We start from the raw sequence: 14080 nt of genomic DNA, 5'->3' as shown, positions 1-14080 counted from the left end.
GGCGTGAAGACGCTCGTCATTGATACGGCCACCGCCGCCTGTTCCGTCGCTTTGTTCGATGGGGACAGGCTGGTCGGGTCGGGCCACGAAACCGTTGGGCGCGGCCATGCCGAACGGCTGGTCCCGATGATCGCCGACCTGCCCGGCGGCGGCCGCGCCGACCAGGTGCTGGTCGATTGCGGACCGGGCAGCTTTACCGGCGTTCGCGTCGGCCTGGCCGCCGCCATCGGCCTTGGCATCGGCTGGGGCGTTCCGGTCTCGGGCTATTCCTCCATGGCGCTGATCGCTGCGTCCGCACCGGGGGATGGCCCGTTGTCGGTGGCGATCATCGGCGGCCATGGCGAATTGTTCGTGCAGGCATTCGGCCGCCACCCGCTCGCCCCGGCCGATGCGCTCCGCTCGCTCATCCCCGCCGCCGCGATCGAAGCGGTCGCCGGCCGCCCTGTCTTTGGCAGCGCCGCCGAACAGCTGAAGGCGCTGGCCCCCGGCATCGATGCGCACGACGCGCTGCCGGATGCGGCACGGGCCATGCTGCTGCCCCCGGCGCTTCGCGCCCTGCCCGCCCGCCCCATCTATGGCCGCGCACCCGATGCGAAGGTAAAGGGTGCCGCCGCCACCCCCGCCATTCCGGCCGGAACCGACGCGGCATGATTCAGCTGATCGACGGCGACAGCGCGCGGCTGGACGAGGTTGGCCGGATCATGGCCGCCGCCTTCGACCCGCGCTATGGCGAGGCATGGACCGCAGCGCAGGTCAGCGGGATGCTGAGCCTGCCCGGCGTCTGGTTGTGCCTGGCGCTCACCGATCGCGGAGCCGCCGGCTTTGCGCTGACCCGCATGATCGTGGACGAGGCGGAACTGCTGCTGCTTGCCGTCGATCCGGCCAGCCAGAAACGCGGCATCGGCGCCACGCTGCTGCGATCGGTGTTCCTGCGCGCCCAGGATCGCCAGTTGAAACGGCTCCATCTGGAAGTACGGGCAAACAACCCGGCAATTAAGTTATATCAAGGATTTGGCTTTGAACGCGTCGGAGTTCGGCCCGGCTATTATCGCGGTGCCGACAATCAACTACATGATGCGTTCAGCTATAGCATCGATTTGCACCAGAGTGGGATGAACAGCCCAATTTCCAGTTGCGTTTGATCCGATTCGGACCGATAGGACCATGTACCGAGCGTAAGAACAGACAATCGGGTCGAAAGGAACATCAATGTCGCAGTCTATCGAAATCAACGAAACGCTTGTCACACTCACGGCAGATATCGTTGCTGCCCATGTGAGCAACAACAGCGTCGCTGTATCGGATCTGCCGCTGATCATTCAGAATGTTCACAACGCGCTGGCCGGTCTGGGCACCGTCGCGCCGGAACCTGAAGTGAAGCAGGAGCCCGCCGTTTCGGTCCGCGCCTCGATCAAGCCCGATTACATCGTGTGCCTTGAGGACGGAAAGAAGCTGAAGATGCTGAAGCGTCACCTGATGACGCATTATCAGATGACCCCAGAACAGTATCGGGCCAAGTGGAACCTGCCCGCCGACTATCCCATGGTCGCGCCGAACTATGCCGAACAGCGCCGCAGCCTGGCCAAGAAGATCGGCCTGGGCACCGCGCGTCGCAAGGCGCGCTGATCCATCCACGATCGCGCAGCGGAATAAACCGGGGGGCGTGCGGCATGATCTGTGCCGTACGCCCCCCTTTTTTCATGCGGCACAACGCATTACACCCCTGGGGTAACAGACAAGGATTCCCGCCATGCCCCGTAAGATCGACCTGGAAACACTGTGCCATGAAAAGGGGCTTCGCATCACTGATCAGCGCCGCGTGATCGCCAAGGTGCTGTCGGAAGCGGACGACCATCCCGATGTCGAAAAGGTGTATGAGCGCGCCTCCGCCATCGACAGCGGCATTTCGATTGCCACCGTCTATCGCACCGTCCGCCTGTTCGAAGAGGCCGGGATCCTCGACCGGCACGAATTCGGCGACGGCCGGGCGCGGTATGAACCGGCCCCCGAAACGCATCACGATCACCTGATCGACGTCGAAACCGGCCGGGTGATCGAATTTGTCGATCCGGAAATCGAATTGCTGCAGAAACAGATTGCGGAACGGCTGGGCTTCCGCCTCGTCGATCACCGGATGGAGCTTTACGGCGTCGCGCTCGACCGCAAGGGGTGAGCCAGCTGACCATGGCCCCGGACGAACTGCGCGCCCGCGCCCTTGCCGGCGAGGCGACGCCCGTCGATACCGCCGGCCGCCTTCGCATCTTTCTGCGCGCTGCCGGGCTGCTCGCCCTGCTGATCCTGTGCGTGCCGCTGCATTATCTGTTCCGGCTGGTCCGGCTTGGCTCGCCCTGGCCGAAATTGTTTCTGGGCAGTGCGGCGCGCGTCTGCGGGGCGCGGGTGCGGACCATCGGCACGCCGCTGCGCCGCGATGTGTTCTTCGTCGCCAACCATGTCTCGTGGATCGACATTCTCGCGCTTGGCGGGGCGAGCGGCACGGCGTTCGTGGCCAAGGCGGAACTGGCCACCGCCCCCATGGTCGGCTGGCTCGCGGGCCTCAACCGCACGGTTTATGTCAAGCGCGAAAACCGGATGGGCGTTGCGGATCAGATCAATACGCTGCGCAATGCCCTGGCCGACAACTGGTCAATCACCGTGTTTCCGGAAGGGACGACGACCGACAACGCCTCTTTGCTGCCGTTCAAGACGCCGATGCTGCGCGTCCTTGAGCCCCCGCCGCCCGGCGTGCTGGTTCAGCCGGTGGTGCTGTTCTACGGCGCTGTCGGTGAGGAAATTGGCTGGATCGGGGAGGAAGGGGGCCTCAACAATGCCCGCCGCGTCCTGTCCCGCCGCGGCAGCTTTCCGGTCGAGGTCCATTATCTCGATCCGTTCGATCCCAACGACGTGCCGGGGCGAAAGGCGATCGCCGCCGAAAGCCGCCGCCGGATCGAGGAGCGGCTGACCACGCTGCTCGGCCATCCCCCCCGCCCCTTCGCCCATATGGTCGAGGCGGTGCGGTACAAAGCGGAGCCATCGTCGCCGGATGCCTGATCGCGGCGCATCGCACCGATGCCCGCCTGCGTGCCGCCCGCCTGCTGCCATTTGCGCCCCCGCTCCGGCTCGCCTATAGGCGCGGCCATCATGAAACCCGCGCCCAAAACCTATGCCGTCAAGTCGTTCGGCTGCCAGATGAACGTGTATGACGGCGAGCGCATGGCCGAACTGATGGCCGAACAGGGCCTGGCCGCGACCGATGCGGCATCGGCCGATCTGGTCATTCTGAACACCTGCCACATCCGCGAAAAGGCGACGGAAAAGGTCTATTCGGAAATCGGCCGCCTGCGAAAGGATGGGCGAAAGCCGATGATCGCGGTCGCTGGCTGCGTCGCTCAGGCAGAGGGCGAGGAAATCGCGCGCCGGGCAAAGGTGGACGTGGTCGTCGGCCCACAGGCGTATCACAACCTGCCCGAACTGGTCAGCACCGCGGCGGAAAAGGGGCTGGCGCTCGACACGGACATGCCGCCCGAACTGAAATTCGCATCGCTGCCCGCCCGGCGAAAGGTCGGCCCGTCGGCGTTCCTGACGGTGCAGGAGGGGTGCGACAAATTCTGCACCTATTGCGTCGTCCCCTATACCCGCGGCGCAGAGGTCAGCCGGCCGTTCGCCGCGATCGTCGAAGAGGCTCGGTCGCTGGTCGGTGCCGGCGCGCGCGAAATCACGCTGCTGGGTCAGAACGTCAATGCCTGGCGCGATGCGGACGGGCGCGGCCTTGAAAAGCTGGCGGAAACGCTGGCCGACATCCCCGGCCTTGCCCGCATCCGCTATACCACCAGCCATCCCAACGACATGACCGACGGCCTGATCGCCGCGCACCGCGATCTGCCGCAACTGATGCCGTTCCTGCATCTGCCGGTACAGTCGGGCAATGACCGGGTGCTGCGCGCGATGAACCGCAGCCACAGCCGCGACAGCTATCTGCGCATCCTGGACCGCGTGCGCGCGGTGCGGCCCGACATCGCCCTGTCCGGCGATTTCATCGTCGGCTTTCCCGGCGAGGCCGAGGCGGAGTTCGCCGATACGCTCAGCCTGGTCGATGCCGTCGGCTATGCCCAGTGTTTCAGCTTCAAATATTCGCCGCGTCCCGGCACACCCGCCGCGACCATGGACGATGCGGTCCCGGCCGAGGTGATGGACGATCGCCTGCAACGGCTTCAGGCGGCGCTCAACCGCGATCAGATCGCGTTCAACCGCGCCACGGTCGGCCGGACCTGCGACGTGCTGATCGAACGGACCGGCAAATATCCGGGCCAGATGCTGGGCAAATCGCCCTGGCTGCAATCGGTCATCGTCACCGGCGATCATGCCATCGGCGATATCGTCACTGTCCGCATCGCAGAGGCCGGGCCGAACAGCCTGACGGGCGTTGTGGAACGGGAAACCCCCGCCGCCGCCTGACCCGGTACGGTACTGATTGGCAGCGGCGATTCGCGCCCTACATTGGTGGGACTGAAACGCTTTGCTTGCGGTTGTCGCCCCTGATGGTCCTGTCGCCCACGCCTGAATGGCAACCGCTTGCCCTCTATGCGCTGGGCGGCGCATTGCTGCTGATCCTGCTGTTCAACCTGCCCTATATCGGGCGGGCGATCCGGGCGCTGTTCACACTTGGCCTGATGGCGCTGTGCCTGTTCCTGGTGATCCGCCACGCGCCGTTCGATCCCACGCTGTCCGGGATCACCCGCTGGCTGGGGATCGAACAACAGTCGGTCGTGGGGCGCGAAGTGCGCATCCCCATGGCGCGCGACGGGCATTTCTGGGCCAGGGTCAGCCTCAACGGTACGGAACGGCGGATGCTGATCGACAGCGGCGCGACGATCACCGCAATCTCCGCCGAAACCGCCGCTGCCGCCGGGATCGCGCCTGAGGAAAATCCGGTGCCCGTGATCCTTCAGACCGCGAACGGATCGGTCGAGGCCGCGACGGGCCGCATCGACCGGCTGACCCTGGGCGGCATCACTGCAACGCGCCTGCCCGTCGTCATTTCGCCCGCAATGGGCCGCGTCGACGTGATCGGGATGAACTTCCTGTCGGATCTGCAATCCTGGCGGGTCGAACGGCGCACCCTGATCCTCGTGCCGCGGCCAGCCGAACCGGCCTGATTTTCCGGCCTGTCGCCCTTTTTCCCTCGACCGGCCACCCCATATCCGCGTCGCAGGCCGCATCGCGTGGCGGCCGCCACCATCCATGATAAAAGGGAGCCCCTATGACCCGCGAAACCCTTGCCTATGCCGCACAGGCGCCAACGACGCCGCTTGCCCCCTTCACCTTTGACCGGCGCGATCCCGGCCCGCGCGATGTGGCCATCGACATCGCCTATTGCGGCGTCTGCCATTCCGATCTGCACACCGCGCGCGGCGAATGGGCGGGCACGCTCTATCCGTGCGTGCCGGGCCACGAAATCGTCGGCACGGTGACCGCCGTGGGCGCCGAAGTGACCAAATTCGCCGTGGGCGACACCGTGGGTGTCGGCTGCATGGTCGACAGCTGCCGCACCTGCCCGTCCTGTGATGCGGGGGAAGAGCAATATTGCACCGGCACCGGCTTTGTCGGCACCTATAACGGCCCGGACAAGCATCTGGGCGGCCACACCTTTGGCGGCTATGCCGACCATATCGTCGTCGATCAGGATTTCGTGCTGACCGTCCGTCACGATGCCGCCGATCTGGCCGCCGTCGCGCCGCTGCTGTGCGCGGGGATCACCACCTATTCGCCGCTCAAGCACTGGGGTGCCGGTCCGGGGAAAAAGGTCGGCATCGTCGGCCTTGGCGGCCTTGGCCATATGGGCGTCAAGATCGCTGCTGGGATGGGCGCAGAAGTGCACGTCTTTTCGACCTCGCCCGGCAAGCGCGACGATGCACTGCGGCTTGGCGCGACCGACCTGATCGTGTCGAAGGACGCGGACCAGATGGCGGCGCAGGCCGGCACCTTCGACCTCATCCTCAATACCGTCGCGGCCAGCCACGACCTTGATCCGCTGCTTTCCTGTCTGAAGCGGGACGGCACGATGGTGCTGGTCGGCGTGCCGGAACATCCGCACCCGGCGCTCAACATCGGCACGCTGGTCTTTGCCCGCCGCGCGCTGGCGGGGTCGCTGATCGGCGGCATTGCAGAGACGCAGGAGATGCTGGATTTCTGTCATCAGCATGGCCTCACCTCGGATATCGAGATGATCGACATGGCGGAAATCAACACCGCCTATGACCGCATGGTGAAAAGCGACGTCAAATACCGCTTCGTCATCGACATCGCCTCGATGAAACAGGCGGCCTGACGCCCTGCCCCGCCCCGGCCGGTTGCGCCGGGGCGGGCAATAAAACCCTGTCCAGCGGGCGCGCCTTCTGCCACATTCGTCGGCGCATGAAGCAGTCCCGCTCCCCTGCGGTCCCCTCCCCCGCCATCCCGGTGATCGCGCGCCCGTCCGCTGCCGCGCTGTCTCCGCTCGCATCCATTCCGCCCCTTCATCCGTTGAAAGGACCGCATGAGCAGAAAGCCCGTCCCAGCCCAGCCCGGAGATCGCAGCCGTGTGGAGGTCGTGTTCGACCGGCCCCAGTTGCTGCCCCGCCTGTTCGGCGAATTCGATGCCAACCTTCTGGCGCTGGAGGAGCGGCTTGGCGTCTATATCACCGCGCGCGGCGACCGGGTGGGGATCGAGGGGACGGCCGATTCGGTGGCTCAGGCGCGCGAGGTGCTGCTTGAGCTTCAGGCCCGGGTCATCCGGGGCGAGGCGGTCGACACCGGCCTGATCGAAGCGGTGATCGCCATGTCGAATCAGCCGACGCTGAACGGCATCATCCGTCAGGATATGGACGGCGCACCGCCGATCATGATCCGCACGCGCAAGAAAACCATTGTCCCGCGCAGCCTGACCCAGGCGCACTACATGCGCGAACTGACCCGCAACGACATCATCTTCGCGCTTGGCCCGGCGGGCACGGGCAAGACCTATATCGCGGTGGCACAGGCGGTCAGTCAGCTGATCACCGGCAGCGTGCAGCGCCTGATCCTGTCCCGCCCGGCGGTGGAGGCGGGGGAAAAGCTCGGCTTCCTGCCCGGCGACATGAAGGACAAGGTCGATCCCTATCTGCGTCCGCTGTACGACGCGCTGAATGACTGCCTGCCCGCCGAACAGGTCGAACGGCGCATCGCGAGCGGCGAGATCGAGATTGCGCCCATCGCCTTCATGCGCGGCCGCACCCTTGCCGATGCCTTCGTCATCCTGGACGAGGCGCAGAACACGACGCCGATGCAGATGAAGATGTTCCTGACGCGGTTCGGCCAGAACAGCCGCATGGTCGTGTGCGGCGACCCCAATCAGACCGACCTTCCCGGCGGCACCCGCGCCTCCGGCCTCAACGACGCGGTCGACCGGCTTGAGGGCGTGGAGGGCCTGTCCATGGTCCGCTTCGGCATCGGCGATGTCGTCCGCCACCCGATTGTCGGCCGCATCGTCGAGAAGTATGAGGGCCAGGATGCTGGATAGCGCCGTCATTGTCGAGGAACCCTGGCCTCAGGGCGATTGGGAAACGCTGGCCGTCCGCGCGGTCGATGCGGCCATCACGCGCACGCCCTATGCCGATTGGCGGGGCGCGCCGCAGTTGGTCGAACTGGCCATCCGCCTGACCAGCGATGACGAGGTGCACGCGCTCAACCGCGACTATCGGCAAAAGGACAAGCCGACCAACGTCCTGTCCTTTCCGATGATCCAGCCTGATCTGCTCGACGCCGTCACGCAGAACAGCGACGATGGCGAAGTGCTGCTGGGCGACATCGTCCTGGCGCACGGCGTCTGCGCGGCAGAGGCGGCGGAGCGGGAAATTTCGCTTCAGGATCACGCAAGCCACTTGATCGTTCACGGTTGCCTGCATTTATTGGGCTATGATCATCTGGGGGACGCGGAAGCGGAGGCCATGGAAGCGATCGAGCGCGATGCGCTTGCCGCGCTCGGCCTGCACGATCCCTACCCCGTTCGCGAGGATTGACGACCACCATGCCAGAGGGCCCCAGTAGCAGCACGTCCAGCCAGCAAGGCGACACCGGCGACGGCGGAAGTATCTGGCGGGGCCTGCGCGCCCTGCTGTTCGGCAACGAACATTCCGAAACGCTGCGCACCCGGATCGAGGCGGCGATTGTCGAGCATGAGGCGGAGGACGAAGCCCCGCTGGCCGGCGATCTGGCCCCCATCGAACGGCAGATGCTGCGCAACCTGCTCCATTTCGGCGAGCGCGATGCCGGCGATGTCGGCGTGCCGCGCGCGGACATGACGGCGGTTGAGGAAAACACCCCCTTCGATCAGGTCGTGGCCCTGTTTGCCGAGGCGCGGCACAGCCGCCTGCCCGTTTATCGCGACAATCTGGATGCGGTGATCGGCATGGTGCACATGAAGGATGTGTTCGGCATCCTGGCGGGCACCGCGCCCCGGCCCGACACGATCAAGGGCCTGATCCGCCAGCCGCTTTACGTGCCGCAATCCATGGGCGTGCTCGACCTGCTCGCCCGGATGCAGTCCAGCCACACGCACCTGGCCATCGTGCTCGACGAATATACCGGGACCGAGGGGCTGGTGACGATCGAGGACCTGGTCGAGGAAATCGTCGGCGAGATCGAGGACGAGCATGACGAGGCGCCGACCGAGCTGCTGATCCCCATCGACGACGGCGCGTGGGAGGCCGATGGCCGTGCCGAGCTGGAGGATGTGGGCGAGCGCGTCGATGCGCGCCTGGCCGAGGTGGACGAGGATGTGGAAACGCTGGGTGGGCTTGCCATCGTCCTGGCCGGCCATGTGCCCCATCCGGGCGAACGGGTGATCCACGACAGCGGATGGTGTCTTGAGGTGGTGGAGGCCGATCAGCGGCGGGTGACGCGCCTGCGCCTTCATCCCCCGCTGGAAACGGTCGAGGCGCTGGCGGACGAATAACCGCCCGATCATCGCCCGCCGGGCCTTGGCCATGGCGGGTCGCTGTCCTATCTGCAACGCCATGGCCAAGTTCAGAAAAGCGCTTCTTCCCCTGGGGCTGATTGCCGTTGCCGGCATCGGCGCCGCCACCTGGGCCCTGTGGCCCGACACGGCGCGGCTTGCGCTGGCCGATGTGATGGGCGCCCAGCCCCGGATCACCCCGCCGCGCAGCCAGACGATCCCCACGGTTCGCGTGGCAAAGGCAATTGGCTGGCCGGAGGGCGCAATGCCGGTCGCCGCGCCGGGGCTGAAGGTCGAACGCTATGCCGCGGGGCTGGATCATCCGCGCTGGCTCTATCGCCTGCCCAATGGCGACATGCTGGTCGCCGAAACCGCCGCGCCCCCGGCGGCTGAGGAATCCAAGGGCTTTTCCATCGAAAACATGGTGATGGGCGTGCTGATGAAGCGCGCGGGCGCGGCCGTCCCCTCGGCCAACCGCATCACCCTGTTGCGGGACAGCGACGGCGATGGCCGCGTGGACCTGAAGACGCCGTTCATCACCGGCCTCAACAGCCCGTTCGGGATGCAGCTGGTCGGCGACTGGTTCTATGTCGCCAACAACGACGCGCTGGTCCGCTTTCGCTACACGCCGGGCGCGACCCGGATCGACGGCCCTGCTGAAAAGGTCGTCGATCTGCCCGCGGGTGGCAATCACTGGACGCGCAATGTGATCGCCAATCCCGATGGGTCGGGCTCGCTGCTGGTCGCGGTCGGCTCCACTTCGAACATCGCGGAAAAGGGGCTGGAGATCGAGCGGAACCGCGCCGCGATCCTTGAGGTGTTCCCGGATCGAAAGACGTTCCGCATCTATGCCGGCGGCCTGCGCAATCCCGTCGGCCTCGCTATCGAACCGGCCAGCAACGCGGTGTGGACCGTGGTGAACGAACGCGACATGCTCGGCTCCGATCTGCCGCCCGATTACATGGCGCGCGTCGGCTTCGGCAAATTCTATGGCTGGCCCTGGTCCTATTGGGGCGGATATGAGGATCGCCGCGTCGAACCGCGCCGCCGCGACATGCTGGAATACAGCGCCCGGCCCGATTACGCCCTCGGCCCGCACACCGCCTCGCTCGGCCTCAGCTTCGCCGCCGACACCCGGCTTGGCCAGCGGTTCGCCAATGGCGCATTTGTCGGCCAGCACGGATCGTGGAACCGCGTGCCCGTGTCGGGGTACAAAGTCGTGTTCGTGCCGTTCGGCAGCAACGGCTATCCGGTCAAGGGTGCCAAGCCGGTCGATGTGCTGTCGGGCTTTCTCGATGCGGATGGTCAGGCGATGGGCCGGCCCGTCGGCGTGATCGCCGATGCCACGGGCGCGCTCTTGGTCGCGGACGATGTCGGCAACGTCATCTGGCGGGTCAGCGCCGCTGGCGCACCGCCAAAGGTCGCTGCCCGCTGATCCTTGCGGTAGAGATCACGTCAACAACACGTCGTCATTGCGAGCGCAGCGAAGCAATCCAGTCCCGCGCTGGATGGTTTCGCTTCGGTCGCAATGACCGGGCGGATCATGCTGAAATCGCCCGTCGCTATCGGTCGCGGTTGCCGCTCCGCCGCCACAGCCCGGCCAGCGCGCGCGCGGCCGCCGCGCTGACGCCGGGCCGCACGAACAGCCAGTCGCGGATCGCCGGTCCGGCCTCCGCCCCGATCACGCCCTTGTACCCGCTGTCGCCTGCGCCCCAGTCGACCAGCGTGATCCCGTCCTCGATCGCGCGCACCAGATTGCGGTAATACAGCAGCTTGCCCGGCGAATGTTTCGCAACCACGGGATCGTAACTGTTGGCGATTGCATATTTCAGCGCGCCGGCATTCAGGTCGAAGGAAAAGGCCATCGGCTTGCCGTCGATGTGCAGCATCGCGGCCCACATCATGCCCGCAATCACCGGATCGGCCGCCGCCGCCCGCCAGAATGCGCCATGCCCGTCCTCGGTGAACTTGGCATCCGATCCGTCGGTGCGCGATGCGATCCAGCTCGCCCGCTCCACCTCAGCCAGTGCGTCGAACCGCGCCGTCGTCCAGTCGCCGCCGCTGACGAACGACCATTCCAGCGCGCCATGCGCGCCCAGATGCTTTTCGTGGAACCGGTTTTTCTTCAGCGTCGATGTGCGCGGCCACGCCCCCTCTGTCTGGCGCGCGGCGATATCCAGCACGAAACTGGTCGCCACCGGCCGCGATATCGCTGCCCATCCGCTTGCCGCCGCGCCCTGACGCAATCCCTCCAGCGCCGGATCCCCGTCATAAACCGGCCCCAGCCGGATTGCCCGCGCCTCTGCGCGAGCCGCGTTCAACAGCGCCGATGCCGCCCCGGCCGCATCGCACGCCGCATCCACCGGCACGCTGCGAAACGGCCAATAGCATCCGGGCACCTGCACCATGCCCGCCCGCGCCGCCATCGGATTGCCGACGGGGACCAGCGGCATCGCCAGCACCGGACGGCCAGCCTCTTCGACCACCAGCGTCAGCGCGGTTCCGCCATAGGCATCAAGCGCCGCCTGAAACCATGCCCGGCGCAGGAACCGGTGGCTGTGCCGCGTGGCCGCCGCCACCGTGTCCAGCGCCGCGGATACGCCCGGTTCAACCCGCACATCGTGCGTCGGGCCAATCGGCTGGAAATCGGCAGGGCGCATCGGCTGGTTCATGCCAGCCGGTCGATAGCGCATCTTTCTTACCAACCCGTAGAAACCGGTTGCTTCAACCGTGCCGCCCCTGAAATAACGATGGCCATGATGTTCCAAGGCCCGATGATCGCGACGATCGCCCAGACCATTCAGGCTGCGATAGCGCCGGTCTTTCTGCTGGCCGGGCTGGGTGCCATCCTCAACGTCCTGGCCGGGCGGTTGGCGCGGATTGTCGACCGCGTGCGAAAGCTTGAGGAACTGCACCCGCGTTCCACCGGGCCGGAACATGATCGCCATGTCTGGGAACTGCGCATTCTGGACAAGCGGATCTCGGTGATCAATTCCGCCCTTGGCCTGTGCGTCGCCTGTGCCGTCCTGATCTCGATGGTCGTGGCCATGCTGTTCGCGGCACAGCTTGGCGATCTGCATATCGGTTCCGCCATCGCGATTGCCTTCATCCTGGCGATGATCATGCTTACCGCCGGGCTGATCCTGTTCCTGATCGAGGTGCGCCTGTCGCTCCGGTCAATCCATGTCCGCAAAGAATTGCTGGAGCGCGAAAAGCAGTGACCCTGCCCGTGAATGAAAATCTGACGGCCGACCGGCCGACCTTTGTCACGCATCTCGAATGCGGCCTGACCGGAGAGCGGTACGAGGCGGACCGGCTGCACGGCCTGTCCGCCGCCGGACGGCCGCTTCTGGTCCGCTACGACCTCGCCGGGGTTGGCGCAGCGCTCAGCCAGTCGGCGCTGGCCGCGCGCCCCCGCGACCTGTGGCGCTGGCGCGAACTGCTGCCCGTCCGCCGGGCGGATAGCATCGTCAGCCTGGGCGAAATCGACACGCCGATCATCCCGCTGGATCAGGTCGGGGCCGCCGCCGGCGCCGCGCCCGGCACGCTGCTCGTCAAGGATGAGGGGCGGCTGCCCACCGGATCGTTCAAGGCGCGCGGCCTGGTCATGGCGATCAGCATGGCGCGCGAACTTGGCGTCACGGCCATCGCCATGCCGACCAACGGCAATGCTGGCGCGGCCGCCGCCGCCTATGCGGCTCAGGCGGGGATGGAAGCGATCATCTTCTGTCCCGACGACACGCCGGAAATCAACGTGCGCGAAATCGCGGCACAGGGCGCGCGCGTCTATCGCGTCAACGGCCTCATTGACGATTGCGGCAAACTGGTGCGCGAGGGAGCGGCGGCGCAGGGCTGGTTCGATCTGTCCACGCTCAAGGAACCCTACCGGATCGAGGGCAAGAAGACGATGGGCCTCGAACTGGCCGAACAGTTCGGCTGGAACCTGCCCGATGTCATCTTTTATCCCACCGGCGGCGGCACGGGCCTGATCGGGATGTGGAAGGCGTTCCGCGAGCTTCAGTCGCTGGGCTGGGTGGGCGACAAGCTGCCCCGCATGGTCGCCGTGCAGGCAGAGGGCTGCGCCCCCATGGTCCGCGCCTGGGAACAGGGCGAACGCCACGCGACCCGATGGGAGAATGCGCACACCATCGCGGCGGGCATCCGCGTGCCGCAGGCGGTTGGCGATTTCCTGATCCTCGACGCCGTGCGCGAAAGCGGCGGCCGCGCCATGGCGGTCAGCGACGCCGCGCTGGCTCAGGCGGTGGACGATACCGCCCGCACCGACGGACTGCTGCTCTGTCCGGAAGGGGGCGCAACGCTCGCCGCATGGCGACAGGCGCGGGCCGAAGGATGGGTAAAGGACGGCGAAACCGCCCTCCTCTTCAACTGCGCCACCGGCCTGAAATACCCCATGCCGGACGCATCCCGGACGCTGGATCGGCACGCCGCCATCGATTTCGCATCGCTCTAATCGCTACCCGCCACCCGCTTCGCCCGCCGCTCGGCCCAGTCGATCAGCGCGCCGGTGGCGACCGCACTGATGATGCCGATCATGCCGCCGACGATCACGTCGCTGGCATAATGGTTGCGGCTGGGCAGCTGCGCCGCCATCACCGTGCCCGCCGCCGCAGCAATGGCGGGCGCTGCCGCCGGATAATGGCTGGCCGATGCAACCGCCACCGCGGCCAGCCCCGCGCTATGCCCTGACGGCATCGACCGTTTCGGCCCCTGCTTGCTGCGTCCTGGCTTCAGCCGATATCCCTTGCCGTCCAGCGCGTCGTTCGGCCGTGTCCGGTCGATCCGGTTCTTGGCCAGCGTCTTGATCCCCGTCGCCAGCCCGTGCGCCGCCAGCATATGGATCCCCGCCCGGGTCATCCGCGCATCCCGGCCGATCATGCCGGCCGTCAGCGTGAACAGCGCGATCGCGGTCAGCGGCGGCTGATCCCCCGCCTCGGCGAACCATCGGATCGCCTGTCCCGCGCGTGTCTCGCCATCCACGGCAACGGCATGGGCGATGGCCAGATCGGCCCGCTCGATGGCGTGCAACGTCCGGCCGTCCTCGGTCTTTTTGCGCTTGTGTGGATGTCCCATGTGCTCAGAACGCACGGCCAC

At 66.5% G+C, this 14080-nt stretch carries 16 protein-coding genes; 14 read left to right on the top strand and 2 right to left on the bottom strand.

Going from position 1 to position 14080, the window contains the following annotated elements:
* The first annotated feature begins 3 nt into the window (after nt 1-3).
* The 12 genes from tsaB (at nt 4) to ACNI3Q_RS08530 (ending at nt 10403) form a co-directional block, all read left to right on the top strand.
* On the top strand, nt 4-651 hold the full coding sequence (tsaB, locus tag ACNI3Q_RS08585; RefSeq protein WP_426275797.1) for a tRNA (adenosine(37)-N6)-threonylcarbamoyltransferase complex dimerization subunit type 1 TsaB: 648 nt from the start codon (nt 4-6) through the stop codon (nt 649-651).
* On the top strand, nt 648-1142 hold the full coding sequence (gene rimI / locus ACNI3Q_RS08580; RefSeq protein ID WP_426275795.1) for a ribosomal protein S18-alanine N-acetyltransferase: 495 nt from the start codon (nt 648-650) through the stop codon (nt 1140-1142). Before tsaB ends, rimI begins: the two co-directional genes overlap by 4 nt.
* A gap of 67 nt (nt 1143-1209) precedes the next feature.
* The gene (locus ACNI3Q_RS08575) at nt 1210-1626 is read left to right on the top strand and encodes a Ros/MucR family transcriptional regulator (protein ID WP_260021771.1); all 417 of its coding nucleotides are present in this window, start codon (nt 1210-1212) and stop codon (nt 1624-1626) included.
* 124 nt (nt 1627-1750) lie between these two features.
* Nucleotides 1751-2173 (top strand): Fur family transcriptional regulator, encoded by a 423-nt coding sequence (locus ACNI3Q_RS08570; RefSeq protein WP_260021770.1) that lies wholly within the window; start codon nt 1751-1753, stop codon nt 2171-2173.
* Between the two features lie 11 nt (nt 2174-2184).
* Complete coding sequence (locus ACNI3Q_RS08565; RefSeq protein WP_426276652.1) at nt 2185-3048, top strand: lysophospholipid acyltransferase family protein; 864 nt, start codon at nt 2185-2187, stop codon at nt 3046-3048.
* 75 nt (nt 3049-3123) lie between these two features.
* Nucleotides 3124-4452: a tRNA (N6-isopentenyl adenosine(37)-C2)-methylthiotransferase MiaB gene (miaB, locus tag ACNI3Q_RS08560; RefSeq protein ID WP_426276650.1), complete on the top strand. Its 1329-nt coding sequence runs from the start codon at nt 3124-3126 to the stop codon at nt 4450-4452.
* An 83-nt stretch (nt 4453-4535) separates the two neighbouring features.
* On the top strand, nt 4536-5153 hold the full coding sequence (locus tag ACNI3Q_RS08555; protein WP_426275792.1) for a retropepsin-like aspartic protease family protein: 618 nt from the start codon (nt 4536-4538) through the stop codon (nt 5151-5153).
* A 104-nt stretch (nt 5154-5257) separates the two neighbouring features.
* Nucleotides 5258-6325: an NAD(P)-dependent alcohol dehydrogenase gene (locus ACNI3Q_RS08550; RefSeq protein WP_426275790.1), complete on the top strand. Its 1068-nt coding sequence runs from the start codon at nt 5258-5260 to the stop codon at nt 6323-6325.
* Between the two features lie 207 nt (nt 6326-6532).
* Nucleotides 6533-7534: a PhoH family protein gene (locus tag ACNI3Q_RS08545; RefSeq protein ID WP_426275788.1), complete on the top strand. Its 1002-nt coding sequence runs from the start codon at nt 6533-6535 to the stop codon at nt 7532-7534.
* Nucleotides 7524-8033, top strand: coding sequence for an rRNA maturation RNase YbeY (gene ybeY, locus ACNI3Q_RS08540; RefSeq protein WP_426275786.1), 510 nt, complete (start codon nt 7524-7526; stop codon nt 8031-8033). The genes ACNI3Q_RS08545 and ybeY overlap by 11 nt, the downstream gene beginning before the upstream one ends.
* A gap of 8 nt (nt 8034-8041) precedes the next feature.
* Nucleotides 8042-8968 (top strand): hemolysin family protein, encoded by a 927-nt coding sequence (locus ACNI3Q_RS08535; RefSeq protein ID WP_260021763.1) that lies wholly within the window; start codon nt 8042-8044, stop codon nt 8966-8968.
* 61 nt (nt 8969-9029) lie between these two features.
* Nucleotides 9030-10403 carry a PQQ-dependent sugar dehydrogenase gene (locus ACNI3Q_RS08530; RefSeq protein WP_426275784.1) on the top strand — a complete coding sequence of 458 codons (1374 nt, stop codon included), beginning with the start codon at nt 9030-9032 and terminating at the stop codon, nt 10401-10403.
* 127 nt (nt 10404-10530) lie between these two features.
* Here the strand turns inward: ACNI3Q_RS08530 and ACNI3Q_RS08525 are convergent, their stop codons facing one another.
* Complete coding sequence (locus tag ACNI3Q_RS08525) at nt 10531-11640, bottom strand: GNAT family N-acetyltransferase (protein ID WP_426275782.1); 1110 nt, start codon at nt 11638-11640, stop codon at nt 10531-10533.
* Nucleotides 11641-11724: 84 nt separating this feature from the next.
* Between ACNI3Q_RS08525 and ACNI3Q_RS08520 the strand changes: the two genes are divergently transcribed.
* Together ACNI3Q_RS08520 and ACNI3Q_RS08515 are read left to right on the top strand one after the other, a co-directional pair.
* Nucleotides 11725-12189, top strand: coding sequence for a DUF2721 domain-containing protein (locus ACNI3Q_RS08520; protein WP_426276648.1), 465 nt, complete (start codon nt 11725-11727; stop codon nt 12187-12189).
* Between the two features lie 8 nt (nt 12190-12197).
* A complete protein-coding gene (locus ACNI3Q_RS08515; protein WP_426276646.1) occupies nt 12198-13439 on the top strand; it encodes a threonine synthase in 1242 nt (413 codons plus the stop codon).
* On the opposite strand, the gene ACNI3Q_RS08510 is transcribed toward ACNI3Q_RS08515, so the two are convergent.
* Nucleotides 13436-14074 (bottom strand): phosphatase PAP2 family protein, encoded by a 639-nt coding sequence (locus ACNI3Q_RS08510; RefSeq protein WP_426275780.1) that lies wholly within the window; start codon nt 14072-14074, stop codon nt 13436-13438. The genes ACNI3Q_RS08515 and ACNI3Q_RS08510 overlap by 4 nt on opposite strands.
* Nucleotides 14075-14080: the final 6 nt, after the last annotated feature.

Source organism: Sphingomonas eleionomae, assembly GCF_049889035.1.
Classification (GTDB): domain Bacteria; phylum Pseudomonadota; class Alphaproteobacteria; order Sphingomonadales; family Sphingomonadaceae; genus Sphingomonas.
This window is presented reverse-complemented; position numbering and strand designations above follow the sequence as displayed.